Below are 23685 nucleotides of genomic sequence, written 5' to 3' on the forward strand. Positions count from 1 at the left end.
GCGCTTGCTCGATCAAGCGGTTCAATTGCGGGCTGCCAAAGTGTGTCCACCACTGCTGGTTATCCGCCCGGGCGCTGGGTGTATCGAGGTTCTGCCAGGCCGGTGGCGGTTGGAGGCCGCTGTCCGGGGCCGACGCAGGGGTGGCGCAGGCTTTCATAGCTTGGGGTTCATTCACTGGTAAGGGCCGCGACCGGGTCGAGGCGGGCGGCCTTGCGGGCCGGCATGAAACCGAAGACAACGCCGGTGACCAGCGCGCAACCGAAGGCGCCGAACACCGCCAACCATTCGAAGGCCACGGCGATCTTGCCCAGCAGCAACGCGCCGCCCACCAGCAGGGCCAGGCCGATACCAGTGACCCCACCGACCACCGAGAGCATCACCGCTTCGGTGAGAAACTGGCGCAGGATGTCGCGCTGGCGGGCGCCGGTGGCCATGCGGATGCCGATCTCGCGGGTCCGTTCACGCACGGTCATGAGCATGATGTTCATCACGCCGATGCCGCCCACCAGCAGCGAAATCGCCGCGATGGCGCCGAGCATCAGTGACAGCGTGCCCTGGGTGCGCGCCTCGGCCTGGATCATCGCGGCGTTGTTGGTCAGTTCGAAATCCTGCTTGCCGTCGTGCAGGCGCAACAGCGTCCGCGAGACGGCTTGCTCGGCCTGCTGGACTTTGCCTGCGTCCTTGGCGGCAATCACCACGTACTCGGGATGACGCGTGCCGAACAGCCGTACGCTGGCGGCAGAGTAGGGCACCGCGACGCGGTTGTCGGCGTCGGAGTCCCCGGAGCTGGCGCCTTTTTCGGCCAGTACGCCGACCACTTGGAACGGCACGTTCTCGATCAGGATGTAGCGACCGATGGGGTCGGCGACATCCTTGAGCAGTTTCTGTCGGACCTTGTGGCCGATCACCGCCACCGCCGCCGCGCTGCGCTCGTCGGCCTCGCTGAAGTAGCTGCCCTGGGCCACCGGCCAATTGAAGATGATCGGGAAATTGGTGTCGTTGCCGCCGACGTAGCTGGTGTGGTCGAGGTTGCCGAAACGCACGCTGGCCTCGGCACCGTTGACCGGCATGATCCGCTGCACCTCGGGCAACGCGGCGAGGGCGGCCAGGTCGTATTCGCTGATAATGCCCTTGGTAGCGCGCGGCGTGGGCGCGATGCCGTTGAGGTAGATGATGTTCGAGCCGAAGGCGCCCATCTGGGCCATGACCTGGCGCTTGCTGCCTTCGCCCACGGCCAGCATGACCACCACCGAGGCCACGCCGATGACGATGCCCAGTAGCGTCAGGGCCGTGCGGAAACGGTTGATCCACATCACCCGCCACGCCGCCTGTACCGCGTCCACCAGCTCACCTTTCCAGGCGCCGTTGTGTTCGCTGCCGGTACTCAGGCGCTGGCGCAGGTCCACGGCTTGCAGTGCCTTTGGATTGGCTTGCACGTCAGTTGGCAAAGAAGTGGCGCTGTCGCTGATGATCAGCCCGTCGCGGATCTCGATGATGCGCTTGGCCCGGGCCGCCACTTCGCGGTCGTGGGTGATCAGGATGACCACGTGGCCCTGGCTCGCCAGTTCGTCGAGCAAGGCCATGACCTCGATGCCGCTCTGGCTGTCGAGGGCGCCAGTGGGTTCGTCGGCGAGGATGATGTGGCCGCCGTTCATCAAGGCGCGGGCAATCGACACCCGTTGCTGCTGGCCGCCGGACAATTGATGGGGACGGTTGCCGGTGCGGCTGGCCAGGCCCAGGCGGTCGAGCAGGGCGCTGGCCCGGGCGTGGCGCTCGGCGGCCGAGGTGCCGGCGTAGATGGCTGGCATCTCGACGTTTTCCTGGGCGGTGCCGGAGGGGATCAGGTGATAGCCCTGGAACACGAAGCCGAACGCTTCGCGCCGCAGCCAGGCCAATTCATCGCTGCCCAGATTGGCGACGTCTTCGCCGGCGAAACGGTACTCGCCGCTGGTGGGGCGGTCGAGGCAGCCGAGGATGTTCATCAAGGTGGACTTGCCGGAGCCGGACGCGCCGACAATCGCCAGGAATTCCCCGGCGTGAATGGCCAAGTCGATGCCGCGCAGCACCTCCACCCGAGGACTGTCGCCACCGCCGTAGGCCTTGCGAATGTCCTGCAGTTCGATCAGGGGCGTGCTCATTCAGCCTCCGCTGCCGGTGGTCGGGCCGATCAGCACCCGGTCGCCTTCGCTCAGGCCGTCGACAATCTCGGTGCGCAGCCGATCGCTGACGCCGGTGCGAACGCTGCGCGGCTGGACATCGCCATTGTCGGCCAGCACCCGCACCTGGCTGGCGTCCTGCAAGGCGGCGATGGGCACGGTCAACACGTTCTTGGCCTGGGCGGCGACGAAAAACACCTGGGCGGTCATGTCGGTCATCAGCGCGCGGTCGGCGTTGTCGACGTCGAGTAATACGGTGTAGAGCACCACCCGCTCGCTGCCGCTGCGACCGCCCGTGGGGCTGCCGCCCTGGCTGGCTTCCAGCGGGCGTGGCGGCACCGGGAGGATCTGGCGAACGGTGCTGCTCCAGCGCCGGCTGCCGCCGGACAGGGTGGTGAAATAGGCGGTCATGCCCGGTTTGACGTGGCCGATGTCGGCTTCCGAGACTTCGGCCCAGACGGTCATTGGCGACAGGCGCGCGATGCGCAGGATCAACGGGGTTTGCTGCTGGGCGTTGAGGGTCTGGCCTTCCCGCGCACCGACGGCGACCACGGTGCCGCTCATCGGCGCATAGATGCGCGTGTAGCCCAGCTCGGCCTCGTCGCTGCGCAGGCTGGCCTGGGCCTGGCGGATCTGGGCCTGGAACATGTCGATGCGCGCCTGGGTCGCCCGCACTTCGGCCTGGGCGGTCTGCACGTCTTCCTCGCGGGTAGCGCCGCCGGCCTTGAGTTGCTGCTGGCGGCGGGATTTCTGCTGCGCCAGCTCATGCTGGGCGCGCTGTTCCTGGAGCTGGGCCTTGAGGTTCTCGATGGAAAAGCGTCCGGCGTCGAGCTTGGCTTTTTGCGTGGACGGGTCGATTTCGACCAGCAACTGGCCTTCACGCACCTCGTCGCCGGCTTCCACATAAATCTTCTGGATCTGCCCGGACGCCTGGGCGCCGACGTCGACATAACGCCGCGGTTGCAGGGTGCCCAGGGCGGTGACGCTGTTTTCGATATCGCCCCGGGTGACGGGCGCGGTGACCAGGGGCGCACGGCTTGGCGCCACCGCTTGCCACGCGGCGAAGGCCACGGCCGGAAGCAGGGCGAAGGTGAGAAGCCAGGCGCGTCGGGTAGGGCGGGGACGTTTCATGCAGGGTTCCGGCCGGTGATATCGGGCCCGTCCGAGGAAGGGCAGGGATGGGAGGCTGTTCTGGTAAACGAGCGTTCCGGGCGGGAATTTACTGGTGTGAAACACTTGGTAGCAGTTGGCGGAAGGGCAACGCAATAACCAAGTCAGGTGATGTGGTGGCGAGGGGATTTATCTGTGGCGAGGGGATTTATCCCCGCTGGGCTGCGCAGCAGCCCCCCATCGCCAAGCACTCGGTGTGCCAGATGGTTCGAGTAACAGGTTTTGGGGCCGCTTCGCAGCCCAGCGGGGATAAATCCCCTCGCCACAACAGCGGTTCTCGGCACCACTTGAAATGAACGAATCAGCCCGGATACAAACCAAAGCTTTAAATCTATATGAGAATTACTATAAATTACGCGATTGAATCTGCCACTATCGTGCCATTGCCTGTCCCGGGCATGCCGAGTGGGCACAGGGATAGCGGTCGCAGTCATTGCGCACGGGAGTCATGTTGGAAAACTACTATCGCGAGCTGGTGTGTTTCCTGAACGCCAGGCTAGGTAACCGCCAGGCGGCCGAGGATGTGGTGCATGACGCCTATGTGCGGGTGCTGGAGCGTGCCAGCGACGTCCCCATCGAGCAACCGCGGGCGTTTCTCTACCGCACGGCGCTGAACCTGGTGATCGACGGGCATCGGCGCAATACCCTGCGCCAGGTCGAATCCCTGGAGGTGCTGGACAACGAAGAACGCTTCTTCACGCCGTCGCCCCACACCAGTCTCGACCATGGCCAGCGCCTGGACATGCTCCAGCGCGCCCTGGCCGAGCTGCCGCCGCTGTGCCGCGAGAGTTTCCTGCTGCGCAAGCTCGAAGGCCTGTCCCATCCGCAAATCGCCGAGCGCCTGGGCATTTCCCGGGCGCTGGTGGAAAAACACATCGTCAACGCCATGAAGCACTGCCGCGTTCGCGTGCGACAGTGGGACGCGCCCTGATTCGGTCGTCACCGGTCACCCGGCGGTAAATTTTTTTTCATTGTCCTCGTTCCTCTCAACAGACGACTTGCCGGCGCCTCGAACGCCGGTCAGGTTCCCCAGGCTTTTCGTGCCCTGTTGAGGGGCTTTTCCAGAGGACACTGGACATGACACAGGCAATTGCATCGCCCATCGTTCACGACTTGATCGGCATTGGCTTCGGCCCTTCGAACCTGGCGTTGGCCATCGCGCTGCAGGAGCGGGGGCCGGTCCAGGGTGAACTGGACGTGCTGTTCCTCGACAAGCAGGCCGACTACCGCTGGCACGGCAACACCCTGGTGACCCAGAGCGAATTGCAGATTTCCTTCCTCAAGGACCTGGTGACCCTGCGCAACCCCACCAGCCCGTATTCGTTCGTCAATTACCTCAAGCACCACGGTCGCCTGGTGGATTTCATCAACCTCGGCACCTTCTACCCGTGCCGCATGGAGTACAACGACTACCTGCGCTGGGTGGCCGCACAGTTCGCCGAACAGAGTCGCTACGGTGAAGAAGTGCTGCGCATCGAGCCGGTGCTGCACAACCAGCAGGTCGAAGCGCTGCGGGTGATTTCCCGCGATGCCCAGGGCGAAGAGTTCGTCCGCACCACCCGTGCGCTGGTGGTCAGTGCTGGCGGTACGGCGCGCATCCCCGAGGCGTTCAAGGCGTTCAAGGATGACGCGCGGGTGTTCCACCATTCCCAGTACCTGGAACGCATGGCCGGCCAACCATGTGTGAAGGGCCAACCGATGAACATCGCCATCATCGGCGGTGGGCAGAGCGCGGCGGAGGCCTTCATCGACCTCAACGACAGCTTCCCTTCGGTACAGGTCGACATGATCCTGCGCGGCTCGGCCCTCAAGCCGGCGGATGACAGCCCGTTCGTCAACGAAGTGTTCTCACCGGAATTCACCGACCTGGTGTTCCAGCAACCCCACAGCGAGCGCGAGCGCCTGGTCAACGAATACCACAACACCAACTATTCGGTGGTGGACATCGACCTGATCGAACGCATCTACGGGATTTTCTATCGCCAGAAAGTCTCTGGCGTCGCCCGTCATGCGTTCCGCACCCTCACGACGGTGGAGAAAGCCACGGCCAGCGACGCCGGCGTAGAGTTGGCAGTGCGCAACAACGCCACGGGAGAGCTGACCGTGCGCCGTTATGACGCCGTGGTGCTGGCCACCGGTTATGAGCGGCAGATGCACCGCACTTTGCTGGAACCCCTGGCGCAATACCTGGGGGATTTCGAGGTGGATCGCAACTACAAGCTGATCACCGACGAGCGCTGCAAGGCGGCGATCTTCATGCAGGGCTTTTGCCAGGCCAGCCATGGCCTGAGCGACACCCTGCTGTCGATCCTGCCGGTGCGCGCCGATGAAATCGCCGGCTCGCTGTATGAACACGGGAACCATCGCGGGCAGGCGCGTCTGGTGCCTGATTTGCGGTTGGCCGCTGTGTAGGAGCTGTGTAGGAGCTGTCGAGCGAAGCGAGGCTGCGATCTTTCCCCAAACACTTGAGTCCCAAGTGAAAGATCAAAAGATCAAAAGATCGCAGCCTCGCTTCGCTCGACAGCTCCTACAAAACAACCGCAAGCCAATCAGGAAATTCTTCAGAAATTTCCTACACTCACTTCACAGCCTCCTGCTGTTTGAAAGGCTTGGTTCGCTGTTCCCTCGTATTGGCAGTCTGAACCCCTCAGCCGGTCCACCCTGACTGAACGTGCAGTCGACGGTGCGCCGGGCCGACTACGCCAAACGAAACACCCTGATCAGATGATGCTGCTTCTACGCACAGGCCTGGTGGCGCTGTTGTTGGGCTCATTGAGTGTGGCGCCACCGGTGGGCGCGGCGCCCGAGGCGCTGCAGGTGCTCGGGCGCTCCAATGTGAGCGATTATTCGGTGTCCCTGGACGATGCCGACTGGACCTGGCTGCGCCAAAAGGGCACGTTGCAGCTGGGCGCCTCGGCGCCGGACTACGCGCCGTTCAGCATCACCGGCAATGGTCGCGACTATGAAGGCCTGACCGCCGACTACGCACAATTGCTCGGGCAACTCTTGCACGTCCAGGTGCAGGTCCAGCGCTATCCGTCCCGTGCCGAATCGCTCCAGGCCCTGCGCGGCGGCGAGATCGATATGCTCGGCACCGCCAACGGCTTCGAAGCCGCCGATCCGGACCTGGCGATGTCCCAGGCCTATGCCGATGACCTGCCCACCCTCGTGGCCCGCATCGACGACAGCCAGGATTTGCCCAGCGACCTGGCGGGCAAGCGCGTGGCGATGCTGTATCACTACTTGCCGCCGGAGACGGTCGAGGCGTTTTATCCCGAAGCCTCCTTGCAGCTGTTCCCCTCGACCTTGAGCGCCATCGGCGCCGTGGCATTTGGTCAGGCCGACGTTTATCTGGGGGATTCGATCAGTTCCAACTACCTGATCAGCAAGAATTACCTGAACAATATTCAACTGGCCGATTTCTCGCGCATGGAAGTGCAGCCGTTCGCCTTTGCGGTCAGCCGCGATAACGCGCGGCTGTTGCGCATCGTCAATGCCGCGCTGCAAGCCATTCCCGCCAGCGAACACATGAGCATCCTGAGGCGCTGGAGTGCCGGCGGCGCGAGCATGCCGGGTCAGCAGGCGCTGCATTTCAGCGTCAAGGAGCAGCGCTGGCTGGATGCCCACCCACGGATCAAAGTCGCCGCCAACGAAAACTTCCTGCCGCTGACGTTCTTCGATGAGCAAGGCCATTTGCGCGGCATCGGCGCCGATGTGCTGGCGAGGATCAGTTTGCGCACCGGTTTGAAATTCGATGTGCAGCGTGGCGGTTCGGTTGACGATTTGATCGGGCAGATCAAGAGCGGCAAGGCCGATGTCCTGGCCACCGCCATACCCAGCACCGAACTCGAAGACGAGTTGCGCTTTACCCGACCGTACCTGACGAACCCGTTCGTGCTGGTGGTGCCCGCTCGGGCCAAGGGCCCGCTAACCCTGGACCAGATGGCCGGCAAGCGCCTGGCGCTGGTGCGCGGCAACGTGTTGCGCGAGTTCCTGCTGGAGCAATTCCCCCGCGTGCAGTTGGTGACGGCACAAACCACCGCCGACGCCATGGCCATGGTCGCCGCCGGCACGGCGGACGCTGCGATCAATCCGCTGATCAGCGCCCGCTACATGATCTCCCGCCAGTACCGCGACACGTTGCAGGTCACCAGTACCGTCGGCACCTTGCCCGCGCGCGTTGCGTTGGCGACGAACCGGGGCGCATTGGAGCTTTATTCGATTCTCGACAAGGCGCTGTTGAGCATTTCTCCCGAAGAGATGGACGAGCTGACCAACCGCTGGCGCAGTGAGGTGGTGATCGACGACAGTTATTGGCTGCGCAACCGCACCACGATTCTGCAAGGGTTCACCGTCGCTGCGCTGCTGTTGCTGGTGACCTTGGGCTGGGTCATTTACTTGCGGCGCCTGCTGGAGCAATTGCGCGTCGCCAAGGAAAGCGCCGACGACGCCAATCGGGCCAAGACCACTTTCGTGGCGACCATGAGCCATGAGATCCGTACGCCGATGAATGCGGTGATCGGCCTGCTGGAACTGGCCCTGAAAAAAGCCGACCAAGGCATCGTGGACCGCTTCGCCATCGAGGTCGCGTCGGGGGCCGCCCATGGCATGCTGGACTTGATCGGCGACATCCTCGACATCGCCCGCATCGAGTCGGGCAAGTTGTCGCTGGCGCCGCAGCGGGCCAATCTGCACGAATTGACCGAGTCGGTGGCGCGGATTTTCGAGGGGCTGGCCTGGCAGAAACACCTGCGCTTGCAATGGGGGCTGGACGTCGGGGTCAACCGTGACGTGTTGATCGACCCGTTGCGCTTCAAGCAGATCGTCTCGAACCTGTTGAGCAACGCCATCAAATTCACCGAACAGGGTGAGGTGCGCCTGAGTGTGCGCGGCGAGCTGGACGTTGAACACGGACGCCTGGGCGTTTGCCTGCGCGTCGAGGACACCGGCTGCGGTATTTCGCCTGAGGACCAACGCCGCCTGTTCAGCCCCTTTATCCAGGCCAGCCACACGACCCAGTCGGCCCGCAGCGGTTCCGGGCTGGGGCTGGTCATCAGCCGCACCTTGTGCGAAATGATGGGCGGCACCCTGACGTTGCGCAGCGTGGCGGGGGCGGGCACGCAGGTCGAGATCCTGCTGGACCTGCCCCTGCTCGACGCTTTGCCGACCGCGCCGCCTGTCGAGGCCGAGGCGCCGGTGCCGGACCGGGCGCTGAGTATCCTGGTGGTCGACGACTACCCGGCCAACCGCTTGCTGCTGTCCCAGCAACTGGGCTACCTGGGCCATCGTGTCCAGGAGGCGCAGAACGGTGTCGAGGGTCTGCAGGCCTGGCGCAGCGAACACTTCGATGTGGTCATCACCGACTGCAACATGCCCTTGATGAGCGGCTACGAACTCGCACGGGCCATTCGCGACGAAGAGCGTGCGCAAAACCTGTCGCCCGGGGTGATCCTGGGGTTCACGGCCAACGCCCAGCCTGAGGAAAAGGACCGCTGCGCCGAGGCCGGGATGGACGATTGCCTGTTCAAACCCATCGGCCTTCGGGAGCTCAATGCGTGCCTGGCTTCGGTCACGCCGCACGCGGCGGCGCCTCAGCCCAGCGATGGCTTTGATTTGACCAGCCTGGAACAACTGACCGGCGGCGACACGACCGCCATCAGGGCGCTGCTGGAGGAACTGGTCAGCAGCAATGCCGACGATCTAGCGCGACTGTTGCACCTGTCCGGCCGACACGACTTGCCGGGCCTGGCGGACCTGGCGCACCGGATCAAGGGCGGGGCGCGGATCGTCCAGGCGCAACGCCTGATCGCCGCCTGCGAGGCGCTGGAAAGCGCTTGTCGGGGCGGCGACACGTTGCTGCTCGCCCAAACCGTGGAAGATATTCGCCAAGCCATCGAGCACCTGGCGGAGCAACTGAAGACCTAACAAGGGCTTCGTCTGGCTTCATTTTAGGAATAGTCCTACATCGTCTTTCAAACGCTTCCTCTAGCCTGACGGCCCTTAATGTTCTGAGCCGGTTTCTACCTGGCGCGTTGCTATTGGAAAGCTTGCCATGCCGAACAAAGCACTCCGTATCCTGATTGCCGACCCACACCACGCTCATCGAATCGTGCTGGAGCGCCTGTTCAATCAACAGGGCTATTTCCGGATTGTCCCCGTGAGCCATGTGCAAGAGTTGCTGACGCTGGTGGAGTACGGCAGCGAGCCCTTCGACCTGATTGTCGTCAATGCCGGGCTGGCAAGCGGGGCGTTGGACTTGCACGATTTTGTTATCTATAACCCACAGGTTCGTCACGGAATGATTTACAACGCGCCACCGGCCAGTCGGTCGCCGGTGCCCGTTGCGCGTCGATCGAGCCTGCACCTGAGCCAGGCGCCACTGCCTGACCTAGCCTCCCTGCGACGCCTGATGGAGCGGGTCGACCCTCATGCCAGTGAGTCGCTGCAACCGTGGACCCACCCTCTCAGGCAGGGCCATGGACGCTGAGGAAGACCGCTGGTCTGCACTGTCGGATCTGACAGGTGGCAGGGCTTGGGGCTTGTGCAAGAGTCCGGTGCAGTCATGGCGCCGGTGCCGTTTGTAATGACCTGGGGAATTGCCTTGAAAGACGTGTTGATCGTGGATGACCACCCTGTCATACGAGGGGCGCTGCGGCTTATTTGCCAGAATGAGGCATTCACCCATATCCGGGACGCCAGCGGTGTGGCCGATGCCAGGGCCCTCATCAAGGAGTGTGCGCCAGACCTGGTGATCCTGGACCTGGTGATGAACGGTTTCGATGGCCTGGACCTGCTGGTCTGGATCATGGCCCAGTTCCCTGAGTGCAGCGTGCTGGTGTTCACGGCCCAGGATGCGCAGCATTTCTGCAACCGCTGCATCTCGGCCGGTGCGCGGGGCTTTGTGACCAAGAAAAGCGACCTCAAGGAGCTGACCAAGGCCATCCAGGCCTTGAAGTCCGGTTATGCCTATTTTCCGCAGATGTCCGTCAGGCTGGATTTTCAGCAGCGCAGCGAACAACAGGCGCTGGAAAGCCTCTCCACCCGCGAGTTGTCCATCCTGCGCATGCTGGCCATGGGCATGCGCGGCAAGGACATCGCCGAAAGCCTGTTCCTGAGTCCAAAAACCGTCAGCACCTACAAGACTCGGCTGCTGGAAAAGCTTGGCCTGCAATCCTTGGTGGGGCTGTCGGAATTTGCCAAGCGCAATCATATTTGAATGAGTTACACCCAAACCTGTGGGAGCGGGCTTGCTCGCGAATGCGGTGTGTCAGCCAGCATTTACTTCACTGACACTCCGCATTCGCGAGCAAGCCCGCTCCCACAGGGGAACTGTGGTGACATTGAAGTTTTTCTAAATGCTCAATCGTTCTCTGGATAGAACGCTAAAGCCGATTTTTGCAGTCTAGTGCTGCAAAGGTGTCGGTTCTAAGCTGTCTCCATTAAATCGCAGCACCTGATTTTTGGAGACGCAGCATGAAAAACATCATCGGCCTCTACACCAGTCCACGGCCCCATTGGGTCGGCGATGGCTTCCAGGTTCGCACGCTGTTTTCCTATGACAACCTGGGCAAGCACGTCAGCCCGTTCCTGCTGCTGGATCACGCCGCCCCGACTGAGTTTACGCCCACCACCGAACGTCGTGGCGTCGGCCAGCACCCGCATCGCGGTTTCGAAACCGTGACCATCGTCTACCAGGGCGAACTGGAGCACCGTGACTCCACCGGCAGCGGCGGCAAGATCGGTCCCGGCGACGTGCAATGGATGACCGCTGCTTCCGGCATCATCCATGAAGAATTCCACTCCGAAGCTTTCGCCCGGCAGGGCGGGTTCATGGAGATGGTCCAGTTGTGGGTCAACCTGCCCGCCAAGGACAAGATGGCCCCGGCCGGCTACCAGACGATCCTCAAGGGCGACATTCCGAACATCGCCTTGAAGGACAACGCCGGCAGCCTGCGCCTGATTGCCGGGCGCTTCGAAGGGCAGCAAGGCCCCGCCAGGACCTTCACGCCCATCGACGTCTGGGACATCCGCTTGAATGCCGGGAAAAACCTCATCCTTGACCTGCACGAAGGCCACAACACCGCATTGGTGGTGCTGCGAGGCTCGGTCCAGGCCAATGGCCGCGAACGGGTCGAGGCCGGGCAAATGGCCCTGTTCGACCGGGCCGGCGACCAATTGAGCCTGCAAGCCAATAACGATGCCGTGGTGCTGCTGCTCAGTGGCGAGCCGATCGACGAACCCATCGTCGGCCATGGTCCGTTCGTGATGAACAGCGAGCAGGAAATCCACCAGGCCTTCAACGATTTCCACTCGGGGCGTTTTGGCCGGATGGACGATTGAACGCGAAAACAACAGCCACTCCGATCCAAATGTGGGAGCGGGCTTGCTCGCGAAGGCGTTGTGTCAGCAGACATTTACTTCACTGACACTCCGCCTTCGCGAGCAAGCCCGCTCCCACAGGAGTTTTGCGGGGATCTCTACAGCCTGGTCAATCTGTGCCAATCTTCGCCAATCGCCTTCCTGGAGCTGTCCCGATGCTGTCTCTGATCTCCGAGCACCCGCTGCTCTGTGCCCTGGCGCTGCTGGTGCTCGACCTGTTGATGTGGCATTTGGTCAGTGCGGCTCGGATCTATTGGAAAGTCGGCGCAAGGCTGGTGATTTTTTCGTTGTTCAGCGTGCTGCTGTTCAACGAGGGCCTCAACCCCATGGTCCCGGCGCAGTGGGTTGACGATGTGCCGCGGCACCTGGCGGCTACCGGTTTGCAGATCACCTGGTGGCTGTTTGCCGCGCGAACCCTGACGGTGCTGATCGGCGCGGCGATGATGCAACGGGTCGGCCATACCGGGCGGTTGTTGCAGGATTTGCTCGGCGCGGTGATTTTCCTGATCGCCGTCATCGCCGCAATGGCCTACGTACTGGATTTGCCGGTCAAAGGCGTGCTGGCGACGTCCGGCGCGATGGCGATCATCGTCGGCCTGGCCTTGCAGAGCACCCTCAGCGACGTGTTCTCCGGGATCGTGCTCAACACCACCAAGCCTTATCAGCTCGATGACTGGATTTCCATCGACGGCACCGAAGGCCGGGTCACTGACATCGATTGGCGGGCCACGCGCTTGCAGACCGCCCAGGGCAGCATGGCGGTGATTCCCAACTCGTTGGCGGCGAAGGCCAAGGTCATCAACTTCAGTCGACCCAGCGATGTCCATGGCTTGTCCATCAGCATCCAGGTCAGCCCTCATGCGCGGCCACAAACCGTGATCGACGCGTTGGAGCGGGCGATGATCGGCTGTCGTTCCTTGCTCGCCAGCCCGGCCCCCTGCGTGACGCTCAAAAGCAGCGGCAGTGGCGGCGCGGAGTACGAGATCAGCGGGTTCGTTGCCTCCATGGCCCAGAAACGCACGGTGCGCAACCAGCTGTTCGACCTGGCGTTCCGGCATTTGCAGGCGTCGGGCGTGAGCCTGTTGTCCACCAGTGAAAGCGCGGCTCCCCAGGCGGTGTCGCGGCCCCGGGCGTTGCTGGAAAGCTCGAACATTTTCTCTACCCTGCGCCAGGACGAGAAAGACACCTTCAGCCAGAACATGACCCTGCAGACCTTCCGTGCGGGTGACGTGATCCTGGCGGCCGGGGAGGTCAGCGATCATCTGTTTATCATCGAGTCCGGGGTGGTCAGCGTGACCCTCATGCGCAACGGCCAGCCACTCGAGGGCGGGCGCATGGGGCCGGGGGAGGTGATCGGCGAAGCCGGGATCGTCGCCGAGCAGGCGGCGCTGGCGAATTTTTCCGCCAAGACTTTCTGCACCCTGTACCGCATCGAGAACAGCTACCTCAAGCCATGCCTCGAGGCCCGTCGCGACATCAACGACGCGATGAAAAACCTGCTGGACGTACGCATGCACCTGGCCCAGAACCTGACCCGCGAAGCCCCCAAGCCCATCGCCAAGAAACGCTTTTTGCAATGGTTGCGCAGCCGGGCTTGAACCGCGCTCCCTCGCTGTGTGGGAGCAAAGCTTGCTCGCGAAACAGGCGCCTCGATCTCTGAAGGACTGCATCGCACCCATCGCGGGCAAGCCTTGCTCCCACAATTCCCTCGCCACGATAGATTCGTGTTCTTCCCAAAGGATTAGCATCGGTCTGCCATTGGCCACCCGAACTTCCCAACAATTGGCTATTTGTACCGCGTCACTGCACGGCTAACGTAGCGCTACACCCAATTGTTCTGGAGTTCACCATGCAACCGCGTATCGATTTCTACACCGCTTCCCCTGACGCTTTCAAAGCCATGCTGGCCCTGGAAACCGCCGTCTCGAAGCTGGGCCTGGAGAAGTCCCTGCTGGAGCTGGTCAAGCTGCGCTCCTCGCAAATCAATGGCTGCGCTTTCTGCATCGACATGCACACCGCCGATGCCCGCAAGGACGGCGAGACCGAACGTCGGCTGTACGCCGTGACCGCTTGGCGCGAAGCACCGTTCTTCACCGGTCGTGAGCGCGCGGCACTGGCCTGGACCGAAGCCCTGACCCGTCTGAGCGACACCCACGCGCCGGACGCCGACTATGCCTTGCTGAGCGAGCATTTCAGCCCCAAGGAAATGGTCGACCTGACCGTGGCGATCAACGCCATCAACGGCTGGAACCGCTTGGCAGTGGGCTTTCGCAAGATGCCTGAAGCGTAGTCAGCAGAAAAATACCTGTGGGGGTGAGCCTGTGGGAGCACACCTGTGGGAGCAAAGCTTGCTCGCGATAGCGGTCCAATAGTCCATGCCCCATTGACTGACACACCGCCATCGCGAGCAAGCTTTGCTCCCACACGGATTTAATCGGTTTGCTTCACATTAATAGGAAGCATTACTATTCTCGCCTCGTTCCCACAGCGCGCCGTGATGACCCCCAAGCTGCCCCGCAGACCCGGCTTTTTCGAGCATTACGAAGAATTGATCGGCACCTGGACCCGTCGCCTGCGCAATCGCCAGCAGGCCGAGGACCTGGCCCACGACACCTTCGTGCGGGTGCTTGAGTCCGATTCGAGCGCGGTCGAGCAGCCGCGGGCCTACCTGCATCAGACGGCGCGCAACATTGCAGTGGATGGCTATCGGCGCGAAGATCGACGGGGGGCCATGGAAGAGGCTGTCATCGACCCTGGTCAGTCGTTTTCGGGCGACCCGGAGCACTTCATGCACGCGATCCAACTGGCCGACGCCATCGAGCAGGCGCTTGCCGAGCTGCCGGCCAACTGCCGCACGGTGTTCGTCTGGCAGAAGATCGAAGGCCTGACCCAGGCGGAAATCGCCGAGCGCCTGGGCCTGTCAAAGAACATGGTGGAAAAGTATATGATCCGCACCCTGCGGCATCTGCGCGATCGTCTGGACGGGCCTGGCCAATGATCCGTCGCCATCTTCCACCTGAGCCACAGGACCTTCCATGATGGATAGCCGTGAATGCCCGTGCGGGCAGGACAAGGTTCGCGACGCGGCGGCGCAATGGTTCGTGCGTTTGCAAGCGCACGCCATGAGTATCGAGGAGCGCCGGCGTTTCGAAGCCTGGCTGGACGAACATCCCAATCACCGCGACGAAGTCCAATTGCTGCAGGGCATCTGGAGCGCCACCGACCTGTTGCCCAAGGAACGCCTGCAAGCGCTGTGCGAACCGCCAGCCGAACGTCCCAAGCACCGACCGCTGTTGCGCTATGCCGTCGCCGCGGGGCTGTTCGCGGTGGCACTGGGATTGGGGCTGTTCAGCGGTTTGAGTTCTTCCACCGACTACCGCGGCGAATACGCCACCGCCCTCGGTGAGCGTCGGCATATCGCCTTGCCGGACGGCTCGGTGATCGACCTCAACAGCCGCAGCCGCCTGCGTATTGAGTTCGCACACCATCAACGCCGGGTGGAACTGGCCGAAGGCGAGGCCTTGTTCACGGTCGAGCATGATGCCGGTCGGCCATTCACCGTCGATGCGGGCAACGGCCAGGTGACGGTGACCGGGACGCGCTTCGACGTGCGTCGCGATGCCGACCAGACCCGGGTGGTGGTGGAGCAGGGCAGCGTCAAGGTCCAGGGCCGCGCCGCGCCCTTGGCTCAATTCGTCAGCCTGACGGCGGGCCTCGGCACCCAGATCGATGCCCAGGGCAAAGTTGCCACACCTTACGCGGTCAACGCCGAGGCGCTCACCGCCTGGCGCAACGGCAAACTGGTGTTCGACAACGCACCGCTCAAGGAAGTGGCTGAAGAAGTCTCCCGCTATCGCGCCCATCCCCTGCGGGTCGGCAGCGCGGCGGTGGGCAACCTGCGCCTGACCAGCGTGTTCCGCGCCGACGATCCCGAGGCACTGCTCAAGGCGCTGCCGAACATCCTGCCGGTGGCCGTGCGCAGCCTGGATGACGGCAGCCAGGAAATAATTGCGAAATAAATTCAGGTTTTTTCCGAGCTCATCGTCTTCTTGTCCAACTGCAACTGGTTTGCATTAACAGACGCGTATTCTTGCGATCAACAGGACAAGGTTCGACGTGAAAACCCTCGCCAAAAACAACAACCGGACCCCGGCACGCTGGCTGCCACTGGCGCTGACCCTGGCGGTCAGCGCCGCACTGCCCCAGGCGTTCGCCGACCAGGCCGCCACCGCTATTCACATCCAGGCGCAGCCGTTGGGCCAAGCCTTGAGCCAGCTCGGCCAGCAGACCGCGTTGCAGGTGTTCTTCAGCCCCGAGCTGGTGGCCGGCAAGCAAGCGCCGGCGGTGGACGGCAACCTCTCCCCGGAAGCGGCCTTGCGCCAATTGCTGCAGGGCAGCGGCCTGCAATACCAGATCGATGACGGTTCAGCGACCGTGTTGCCGGCGCCCTCGGCCCCCAACGCCGGCCCGCTGGAGCTGGGCGCCACTGAAATCCAGGTGGTTGGCGACTGGCTCGGCGATGCCAACGCCGAGGTGGTGCAGAACCACCCTGGTGCGCGTACGGTGATCCGTCGCGAAGCCATGGTGGAGCAAGGCGCGATGAACGTCGGCGACGTGCTGCGGCGCGTGCCAGGTGTGCAAGTGCAAGAGGCCAACGGCACCGGCGGCAGCGACATTTCCCTGAACGTCGGCGTGCGCGGCCTCACCTCGCGCTTGTCGCCACGCTCCACGGTGTTGATCGACGGCGTGCCGGCAGCGTTCGCGCCCTACGGCCAGCCGCAACTGTCCATGGCACCGATTTCCTCGGGCAACCTGGACAGCATCGACGTGGTGCGCGGTGCCGGGTCCGTACGCTATGGGCCGCAGAACGTCGGCGGGGTGATCAACTTCGTGACCCGCGCGATCCCGGAAAAAGCCAGCGGTGAAATCGGCACCACCCTGGAAACTTCCCAGCGCGGCGGTTGGAAGCACATCGACACGGCTTTCCTTGGCGGCACCGCCGACAACGGCCTGGGCGTGGCGCTGTTGTATTCGGGCGTCAACGGCAACGGTTATCGCCAGAGCAACAACGGCAACGACATCGACGATGTGATCCTCAAGACCCATTGGGCGCCGACCGATGTCGATGACTTCTCGCTGAATTTCCACTACTACGACGCCAAGGCCGACATGCCCGGCGGCCTGACCCAGGCCCAATATGACGCGGACCCTTACCAGTCCGACCGCGACTGGGACAACTTCAGCGGCCGGCGCAAGGACGTGTCGTTCAAGTGGATCCGTGAAATCAACGAGCGCACCCAAGCCGAGGTGCTGACTTATTACTCCGACAGCTACCGTGGCAGCACCATCGCTTCCCGGGACCAGCGCAACCTGGTGTCCTACCCGCGCACCTATTACACCTTCGGCATCGAGCCTCGGGTGTCTCACGTGTTCGACCTGGGCGCCACCACGCAGGAGGCCAGCGTCGGTTATCGCTACCTCAAGGAAGGCATGCACGAAGAGGCCAGCCGCCTGGCGTTGCGTAATAACGAGCCGGTGGTGCGTCCGGGTTCCGACGGTCACGTCTACCAGGATCGCACCGGTGGCACTGAAGCCCACGCGGTGTATATCGATGACAAGATCGATGTCGGCCAGTGGACCATCACCCCGGGTATCCGCTTCGAAAGCATCAGCACCGAATGGCACGACCGCCCGGTGCTCGATACCGCCGGCCGCCCGGTGCAGGAAAAACGCCGCAGCATCGACAGCAACGAACCGCTGCCGGCCCTGAGCGTGATGTATCACCTGTCCGATGCCTGGAAGTTGTTCGCCAACTACGAGACCTCGTTCGGTAGCCTGCAGTATTTCCAGCTCGGCCAGGGCGGCGACGGCAACAACACCGCCAACGGCCTGAGCCCGGAAAAGGCCAAGACCTATGAGATCGGCACGCGCTACAACGATGACGTGTGGGGCGGGGAAGTGACGCTGTTCTACATCGACTTCGACGACGAGTTGCAGTACATCAGCAATGACGTGGGCTGGACCAACATGGGCGCGACCAAGCACCAGGGCCTGGAGGCTTCGGTGCATTACGACATGGCCGCGCTCGACCCACGCCTCGAAGGCCTCACCGCCAACGCCGGTTTCACCTACACCCGGGCGACTTACGAAGGCCAGATCCCGAGCTTCAAGGGCCGTGACCTGCCGTTCTATTCCCGCCAGGTGGCCAACGTGGGACTGCGTTATGACGTCAACCGCTGGACCTACAACCTCGACGCCTTCGCCCAGTCCAAGCAGCGCTCACCGGGCAACAGCGTGAACGCCGATGGCAGCTTCAGCGGCGACTACATCACCGATGGCACCGCCGATGGGCAGTACGGCGACATGCCGGGCTACGTGCTCTGGAACGTGCGCGCCGGCTATGACTTCGGTGCGCAGCTGTCGAACCTGAAAGTCGGTGCCGGGGTGAAGAACCTGTTCGATCATCAGTACTACACCCGCTCGAGCGACAACAACTCAGGCATTTATGTCGGCGCACCGCGCACGTTCTTTGTGCAGGCGAGTGTGGGGTTCTGATCGGGTCAAGGGTTGAGTGAGCTTTACGCTGTGGGAGCAAAGCTTGCTCGCGATGCAGACGCCTCGGTCTCAAAAAGGACCGCGTCATCTTCATCGCGGGCAAGCCTTGCTCCCACAAGGTCTGTAGAGAACTCAGACCTTCAACACCTTGCCACTGGCCGCCACCGCCACCAGCGATAGCGCAATCAGCCCGAAGGCAATGCTCAAGCTGCTGCCGTGGGCGACGAAGCCGATCAGCGCCGGGCCGGCAAGGATGCCGGCATAGCCGATGGTGGTGATGGCCGGTACGGCGATCGCTTCCGGCATCAGGGTCTGTTTGCCGACGGCGGTGTACAGCACCGGCACGATGTTCGAACACCCGGCGCCCACCAACGCATAACCCAGTAGTGCGGCTTGCCACATCGGTGCGAGGGTTGCCAACAGGAACCCGGCTGCCGCGATCGATCCGCCATAGATGATCACGCGTTTGGCCCCCAGGCGATGCACCACTGAATCGCCGGTCAGCCGGCCGACGGTCATGGTCAGCGCGAAGGCGGCATAACCCAGCCCGGCATAGGCGGTATCCACCGCGCGCTCGGTGGTCAGGAACACCGCGCTCCAGTCCAGCACCGCGCCCTCGGCCAGGAACACGATGAAACACAGGATGCCGATAAACAGCACCACGCCGTGGGGAATGGCGAACGCCGGTCCCGAGCTTTCACTGCCGTAGGGCAGCAGGTGCGGCGCAGCCTTGAACAACGCCACCAGCAGCACCCCATTGACCACCAGCGTCGCCCCCAGCGGCGAAAGCCCCAGGCCAAGCAGGGCGCTCACACCCGCCGCGCCAATGATCCCGCCGAGACTGAACATGCCGTGGAAACCCGACATCATGGTCTTGCCACTGGCCCGCTCGACGATCACCGCTTGCAGATTCACGGTCGAGTCCACGGTGCCGAGCCCGGCACCAAACAGGAACAAGGCGGCCACCAGCCAGGGCAGGGAGGTCATCGTTGCCAGCAACGGCAACGCCAGGCAGATCAGAATCGTGCCGCCGCTGAGCACCCGTCGGCAGCCGAACCGCGCCGCCAGCGCACCGGAAATCGGCATCGCCAGGATCGACCCGACGCCCAGGCATAACAGCAGCAAGCCGAGGGTGCCTTCATCCAGGTTCGCCCGCGCCTTGGCATACGGCACCAGCGGCGCCCAGGCGGCGATGCCGATGCCGGCGATGAGGTAGGCGATGCGGGTGGACATCTGTTCCAGGCGTCCGGGGATAAAGGTGGGCGGGGGCGTAATGGCAGTCATGAAACGTCCTTGGCTGTCGTGCGGTGCGGTGCGGCGGGTAGGGGCCTATGCTTGCATATCCACTGACCGCACCGCGACCCCAAGGTGCTGGCTAAAGCGTGGGCTTTGCTCCCTCAGCCTTCGCCAGCATAAAGTACCGGCCCTAGCTGGCTGATTTCGGGTCTGGTCCATGACGCAGTTTTATGATGCACGCGGCAATATCTATGGCGTCGTTTCGCCGAAACAGGTGCGTGACTACGGCATTGATTTGCCGCCGTCAGCCGCCCTGGCTGCACAGCGGCGCGAGTCCTGGGCCTCGGCTGCCGTGCTTGCTTTCTGCAGTTGGGCGCCGGGCGAAGCAGCACCGGACGCCAAGGCCCATCGCAGTGACGGTCTGTTGATCGGCCCGTTCCAGAGCGAACCGCCCTTTGATCTGTTGATCGTCAACACCGACGGGACACTGGCCGAGCGCAGCGGCAATGGCCTGACGATTTTCTCCCAGGCGTTGCAAGCGCAGGGCTTGATGGCGGGGGCTGGTGATTGCGTGCTGCAGGTCCATCACGATAGACCCGACGGCTTGTCACCGCTGCAAACCTCGGTTCGCGCCGCTGGATTCGAAGGGGTGCAAGGCTTCTGGCTGGACCTGGGCAAACCGCTGTTCGGGCCCCAGGTTGTTGGCGCCCAGGAGGTCGAGAGCGTGCTGTTCAACCAGTGCGACGTTAGCCGTGTGGCGGCGCTTGAACGGTTGAACCCGGCATGGGGCAACAGCCAGTTCGTGAACATTGGCAATCCTCATTGCGTGACGCTGGTGGCCGGTGCCGAAGGGTTGCCGAGCAATTCGCAGATGCGTGCTACGGCGCTGTCGCAAAGCTTGACTCGCATTGCTTATGCGACGCCCGTTGGGGCCGGTGTTCCGTGCCCGAGGGGGGTGAATCTGCAATGGGCCAGTCTGGAAGCCGAAGGGCGAATCGCGGCGCGGGTGTTTGAGCGGGGCGAGGGGCCCACCGCGTCCTCGGGCACCAGCGCCAGCGCGGTGGCCAGTGCTGCGTGGCGGGTAGGTTGGGTGAAGGCGGGGGCGGTGAGTGTGGTGATGCCGGGGGGGACTGCGCCGATTTTGCTGGAAGAAGAGGCGGGTGAGTTGCTGCGGGTCAGGTTGTTTGGGACGGCGCGGTCTGTGCCCTAGAGCTTTCTGGAAGTTTTGCGGTGTGGCCGATGCCGTCTTCGCGAGCAAGCCCGCTCCCACAGTGGATCGGTGTTGGACACAACATTCATGTCCACTGAGGATCCCCTTGTGGGAGCGGGCTTGCTCGCGAAGGCGGTAGCACATCCAACATCAATGCAACTGACCCGCCGCCATCGCGAGCAAGGGGTTGTGGAAATCAGCCTGGCTGCTGCGCAAACTCCACCACCGGCATCTGCCGCTTCATCAGCACTTCACCGTTGCGAATCGAGTAGAGCGGCAAGCCCTGGCTGCGGATCACTTCGTAGTCACTGTCCGCCGACAGGATCAGCAGGTTTGCCGGGCGCCCGGGTTCCAGGCCGTAGCGCTCGCCCAGGGCCATGGCCTTGGCGCTGTTGTCGGTGACCAGGTCCAGGGCGCTTTGCAGGTTGCGGTAGCCGAGCATGTGGCAGATATGCAGCCCGGCTTCCAGCACCCGCAGGATATTGCCGTTGCCCAGCGGGTACCACGGGTCGACGATGGAGTCCTGGCCGAAGCACACGTTCATCCCGGCCTCGAGCAGTTCATTGACCCGGGTGACGCCGCGGCGTTTGGGGAAGTTATCGAAGCGCCCTTGCAGGTGAATGCTTTCGGTGGGGCAAGAGACAAAGCTGATGCCCGAGTGCCCGAGCAGGCGGAACAGCTTGGCGCAGTAGGCGTTGTCGTAGGAGCCCATGGCCGTGGTGTGGCTGGCCGTGACCCGCGCGCCCATGTCGCGGCTGCGGGCTTCTTCGGCGAGCACTTCGAGGAACCGTGAGTGCGGGTCATCGGTTTCGTCGCAATGCACATCCACCAGGCAGCCGGTGCGTTCGGCCAGGTCCATGAGGAACTTCACCGAGCTGACGCCCTGGTCGCGGGTGTACTCGAAGTGGGGAATGCCGCCCACCACGTCGGCGCCCATGCGGATGGCTTCTTCCATCAGCTCGCGGCCGTTGCGGTAGGACTCGATGCCTTCTTGGGGGAACGCGACGATTTGCATGTCGATCAGGTGGCGACTTTCCTCGCGTATCTCCAGTAGCGCCTTGAGCGCCGTGAGCTCGGGGTCGGTCACGTCGACGTGGGTACGCACATGCTGGATGCCATGGGCGGCGAGGGCCTGGATGGTTTTCTTGGCGCGGGTCTTGGTGTCTTCTTCGGTGATGGTGGCCTTGCGTTCGCCCCAGCACTCGATGCCTTCGAACAGTGTGCCGCTCATGTTCCAGCGCGGTTCGCCGGCGGTGAGGGTGGCGTCCAGGTGGATGTGCGGTTCGACGAAGGGTGGGACCACCAGGTTACCGCCGGCATCGAGGTCTTCCGGGCCGAGGCTGGGGGCTTCGGTCTGGCGGGCGATGTTGGCGATCAGGCCGTTTTCCAGGTGCAGTTCATGCAAGCCTTCACGGTTACGCAGACGGGCGTTGATGATGTGCATCAAGCGAATCCTTTAGAGGTCTTGTAGGGGCGCATCAGCGGTGCGAGTACCCATTACGCTGATCAATAGCACATACGTTAGCGCGCCGGCAGCGATTCCTACCAGTGGCGCGACCCATGGTGAATTGAACGCCGCGACGGTGCCAACCCCATAGGCCAACAGCCCGGGCCAGTTGAACGCCGGCAGTTGCGCCTCGGCCAGGCGCGGGTAACGACCACGCCAGCGGAAGAGGAAATCGGCCATGATCACCCCACCGATGGGCGGGATCACCGTGCCCAGCAGGATCAGGTACGGCACCAGCAAATCGTACATGCCCAGCAGCGCCAGCAGCGTGCCGATCACCGCGCCGCCCAGGGTCACGGTTTTGCGCCGACGGGTGCGCAGCAGGTTGCAACCGGCCACGGCGAAATTGTAGATGGTGTTGTCCTGGGTGCTCCAGATGTTGAGCAGCAACATGGCCATCGCCGCCATGGCGAAGCCCTGCAGCAGCAACACTTCGACCACGTCCGGCTGTTGATAGACGATGGCCCCGTAGGCGCCGATCAGCACCATCAGGCCGTTACCCAGGAAGAAGCCGATCAGGCTCGCCAGCACCGCGACCTTCGCCGAGCGGGAAAACCGCGTCCAGTTGGTCGCCTGGGTCGCGCCGCTGACGAAGGTGCCGAACACCAACGTGATGGCGGTGGACCAGTCGAGGCTGCCCGTCGGCACGATCGCCAGCAAGCCATCGAGACCGCCGACCTTCACCGTCGCGACCCACATCGACAACATCAGCAGCAGCATCATCGCCGGCACGGCGATGTAGGAGAGGATTTCCAAGCCGCGATAGCCGATGTAGGCCGTGGCGCAGAATCCCAGGCCGAACAGCACCATCAACCCCAGCACGGTGCCTTCGCTCAATTCGAAATATTTGCCCAGCACCACCGCGGCCGTCGCCGTGCCCCAGGCGTACCAGCCGATCTGGGTGAACCCGAGGATCAAGTCACTGAGCTTGCTGCCCACCTCGCCGAAACAGAAACGGCCCATGAGCACCGAATTGAGCCCGCTCTTGAAGGCGATGTAACCCAAGCCAGCGGCATACAGGCCCAGCAGCAGATTACCGATGATGATGACCGTGAGCATCTCGGCAAAACCGAACGCCACCCCCAGCTTGCCGCCGGCAAACATCGTGGCGGTGAAAAAGGTGAAACCCAGCAGCACCATGGCCGTGGAGGCCAGGCCTTTGCGAGCGTGCATCGGGACTTCGCTCAAGGGGTAGTCATTGCCCGGATCGTTCTGAGTCATGTGGCGGTCCTTGCGGATGAGGGATGTCGCAAGCGTGCAGCGGCCGTGCCAAGCGAGTGATCGCGAGGTTATTTATAGACAATCCTGGGGATTGGGTGGGCGCAGGGATCGAAAGCGGTGCGGCGGTGATTCAAGTTGGAACACAGATCCCACTACCCTATGCGGTTTCCTTGTGGGAGCGGGCTTGCTCGCGAAGGCGGAGTGTCAGCCAATGTATTCATAACTGATACACCGCCTTCGCGAGCAAGCCC

Annotated in this window: 17 protein-coding genes and 1 pseudogene; 12 read left to right on the forward strand and 6 right to left on the reverse strand. The window is 63.1% G+C overall.

Annotated elements, in window-relative coordinates; all coding sequences use genetic code 11:
• From CFII68_RS27830 to CFII68_RS21380, 3 genes and pseudogenes are all read right to left on the reverse strand, one after another.
• Positions 1-157, reverse strand: a pseudogene (locus tag CFII68_RS27830) (RND transporter); the annotation flags it as partial.
• Between the two features lie 10 nt (positions 158-167).
• Positions 168-2138: a MacB family efflux pump subunit gene (locus CFII68_RS21385; protein WP_018602854.1), complete on the reverse strand. Its 1971-nt coding sequence runs from the start codon at positions 2136-2138 to the stop codon at positions 168-170.
• Positions 2139-3287: an efflux RND transporter periplasmic adaptor subunit gene (locus tag CFII68_RS21380; RefSeq protein ID WP_018602856.1), complete on the reverse strand. Its 1149-nt coding sequence runs from the start codon at positions 3285-3287 to the stop codon at positions 2139-2141. It abuts the gene before it with no gap.
• Between the two features lie 487 nt (positions 3288-3774).
• On the opposite strand from CFII68_RS21380, the gene CFII68_RS21375 reads away from it, so the two are divergent.
• The 11 genes from CFII68_RS21375 to CFII68_RS21325 all read left to right on the forward strand — a co-directional run bounded on the left by CFII68_RS21375 (position 3775) and on the right by CFII68_RS21325 (position 18260).
• Entirely contained in the window at positions 3775-4257 is a 483-nt protein-coding gene (locus CFII68_RS21375; RefSeq protein WP_033062455.1) for a sigma-70 family RNA polymerase sigma factor, read from the forward strand.
• A 146-nt stretch (positions 4258-4403) separates the two neighbouring features.
• On the forward strand, positions 4404-5738 hold the full coding sequence (locus CFII68_RS21370; RefSeq protein ID WP_018602860.1) for a lysine N(6)-hydroxylase/L-ornithine N(5)-oxygenase family protein: 1335 nt from the start codon (positions 4404-4406) through the stop codon (positions 5736-5738).
• A 312-nt stretch (positions 5739-6050) separates the two neighbouring features.
• The gene (locus CFII68_RS21365; RefSeq protein WP_018602862.1) at positions 6051-9251 is read left to right on the forward strand and encodes a transporter substrate-binding domain-containing protein; all 3201 of its coding nucleotides are present in this window, start codon (positions 6051-6053) and stop codon (positions 9249-9251) included.
• Positions 9252-9378: 127 nt separating this feature from the next.
• Positions 9379-9813, forward strand: a complete 435-nt coding sequence (locus CFII68_RS21360; protein WP_018602864.1) for a response regulator — start codon at positions 9379-9381, stop codon at positions 9811-9813.
• A 75-nt stretch (positions 9814-9888) separates the two neighbouring features.
• Positions 9889-10542, forward strand: coding sequence for a response regulator transcription factor (locus CFII68_RS21355; protein WP_018602867.1), 654 nt, complete (start codon positions 9889-9891; stop codon positions 10540-10542).
• 257 nt (positions 10543-10799) lie between these two features.
• Positions 10800-11666 (forward strand): pirin family protein, encoded by an 867-nt coding sequence (locus tag CFII68_RS21350; protein ID WP_018602869.1) that lies wholly within the window; start codon positions 10800-10802, stop codon positions 11664-11666.
• Between the two features lie 194 nt (positions 11667-11860).
• Complete coding sequence (locus tag CFII68_RS21345; protein ID WP_018602871.1) at positions 11861-13303, forward strand: mechanosensitive ion channel family protein; 1443 nt, start codon at positions 11861-11863, stop codon at positions 13301-13303.
• A 251-nt stretch (positions 13304-13554) separates the two neighbouring features.
• On the forward strand, positions 13555-13995 hold the full coding sequence (locus CFII68_RS21340; RefSeq protein ID WP_003203930.1) for a carboxymuconolactone decarboxylase family protein: 441 nt from the start codon (positions 13555-13557) through the stop codon (positions 13993-13995).
• Positions 13996-14202: 207 nt separating this feature from the next.
• A complete protein-coding gene (locus tag CFII68_RS21335; RefSeq protein ID WP_018602875.1) occupies positions 14203-14703 on the forward strand; it encodes a sigma-70 family RNA polymerase sigma factor in 501 nt (166 codons plus the stop codon).
• A gap of 37 nt (positions 14704-14740) precedes the next feature.
• Positions 14741-15724, forward strand: a complete 984-nt coding sequence (locus tag CFII68_RS21330; protein WP_033062456.1) for a FecR family protein — start codon at positions 14741-14743, stop codon at positions 15722-15724.
• 97 nt (positions 15725-15821) lie between these two features.
• Positions 15822-18260 (forward strand): TonB-dependent receptor, encoded by a 2439-nt coding sequence (locus CFII68_RS21325; protein WP_018602879.1) that lies wholly within the window; start codon positions 15822-15824, stop codon positions 18258-18260.
• Positions 18261-18392: 132 nt separating this feature from the next.
• Here CFII68_RS21325 and CFII68_RS21320 read toward each other — a convergent pair whose 3' ends face one another.
• On the reverse strand, positions 18393-19544 hold the full coding sequence (locus CFII68_RS21320; protein WP_018602881.1) for an MFS transporter: 1152 nt from the start codon (positions 19542-19544) through the stop codon (positions 18393-18395).
• Positions 19545-19713: 169 nt separating this feature from the next.
• Between CFII68_RS21320 and CFII68_RS21315 the strand changes: the two genes are divergently transcribed.
• The gene (locus CFII68_RS21315) at positions 19714-20706 is read left to right on the forward strand and encodes a diaminopimelate epimerase (protein WP_018602883.1); all 993 of its coding nucleotides are present in this window, start codon (positions 19714-19716) and stop codon (positions 20704-20706) included.
• Positions 20707-20902: 196 nt separating this feature from the next.
• Here CFII68_RS21315 and codA read toward each other — a convergent pair whose 3' ends face one another.
• On the reverse strand, positions 20903-22150 hold the full coding sequence (gene codA, locus CFII68_RS21310; protein WP_018602885.1) for a cytosine deaminase: 1248 nt from the start codon (positions 22148-22150) through the stop codon (positions 20903-20905).
• A 12-nt stretch (positions 22151-22162) separates the two neighbouring features.
• The gene (gene codB, locus CFII68_RS21305; RefSeq protein WP_018602887.1) at positions 22163-23434 is read right to left on the reverse strand and encodes a cytosine permease; all 1272 of its coding nucleotides are present in this window, start codon (positions 23432-23434) and stop codon (positions 22163-22165) included.
• Between the last annotated feature and the right edge of the window lie 251 nt (positions 23435-23685).

Source organism: Pseudomonas sp. CFII68, assembly GCF_000416195.1.
GTDB lineage: Bacteria > Pseudomonadota > Gammaproteobacteria > Pseudomonadales > Pseudomonadaceae > Aquipseudomonas > Aquipseudomonas kilonensis.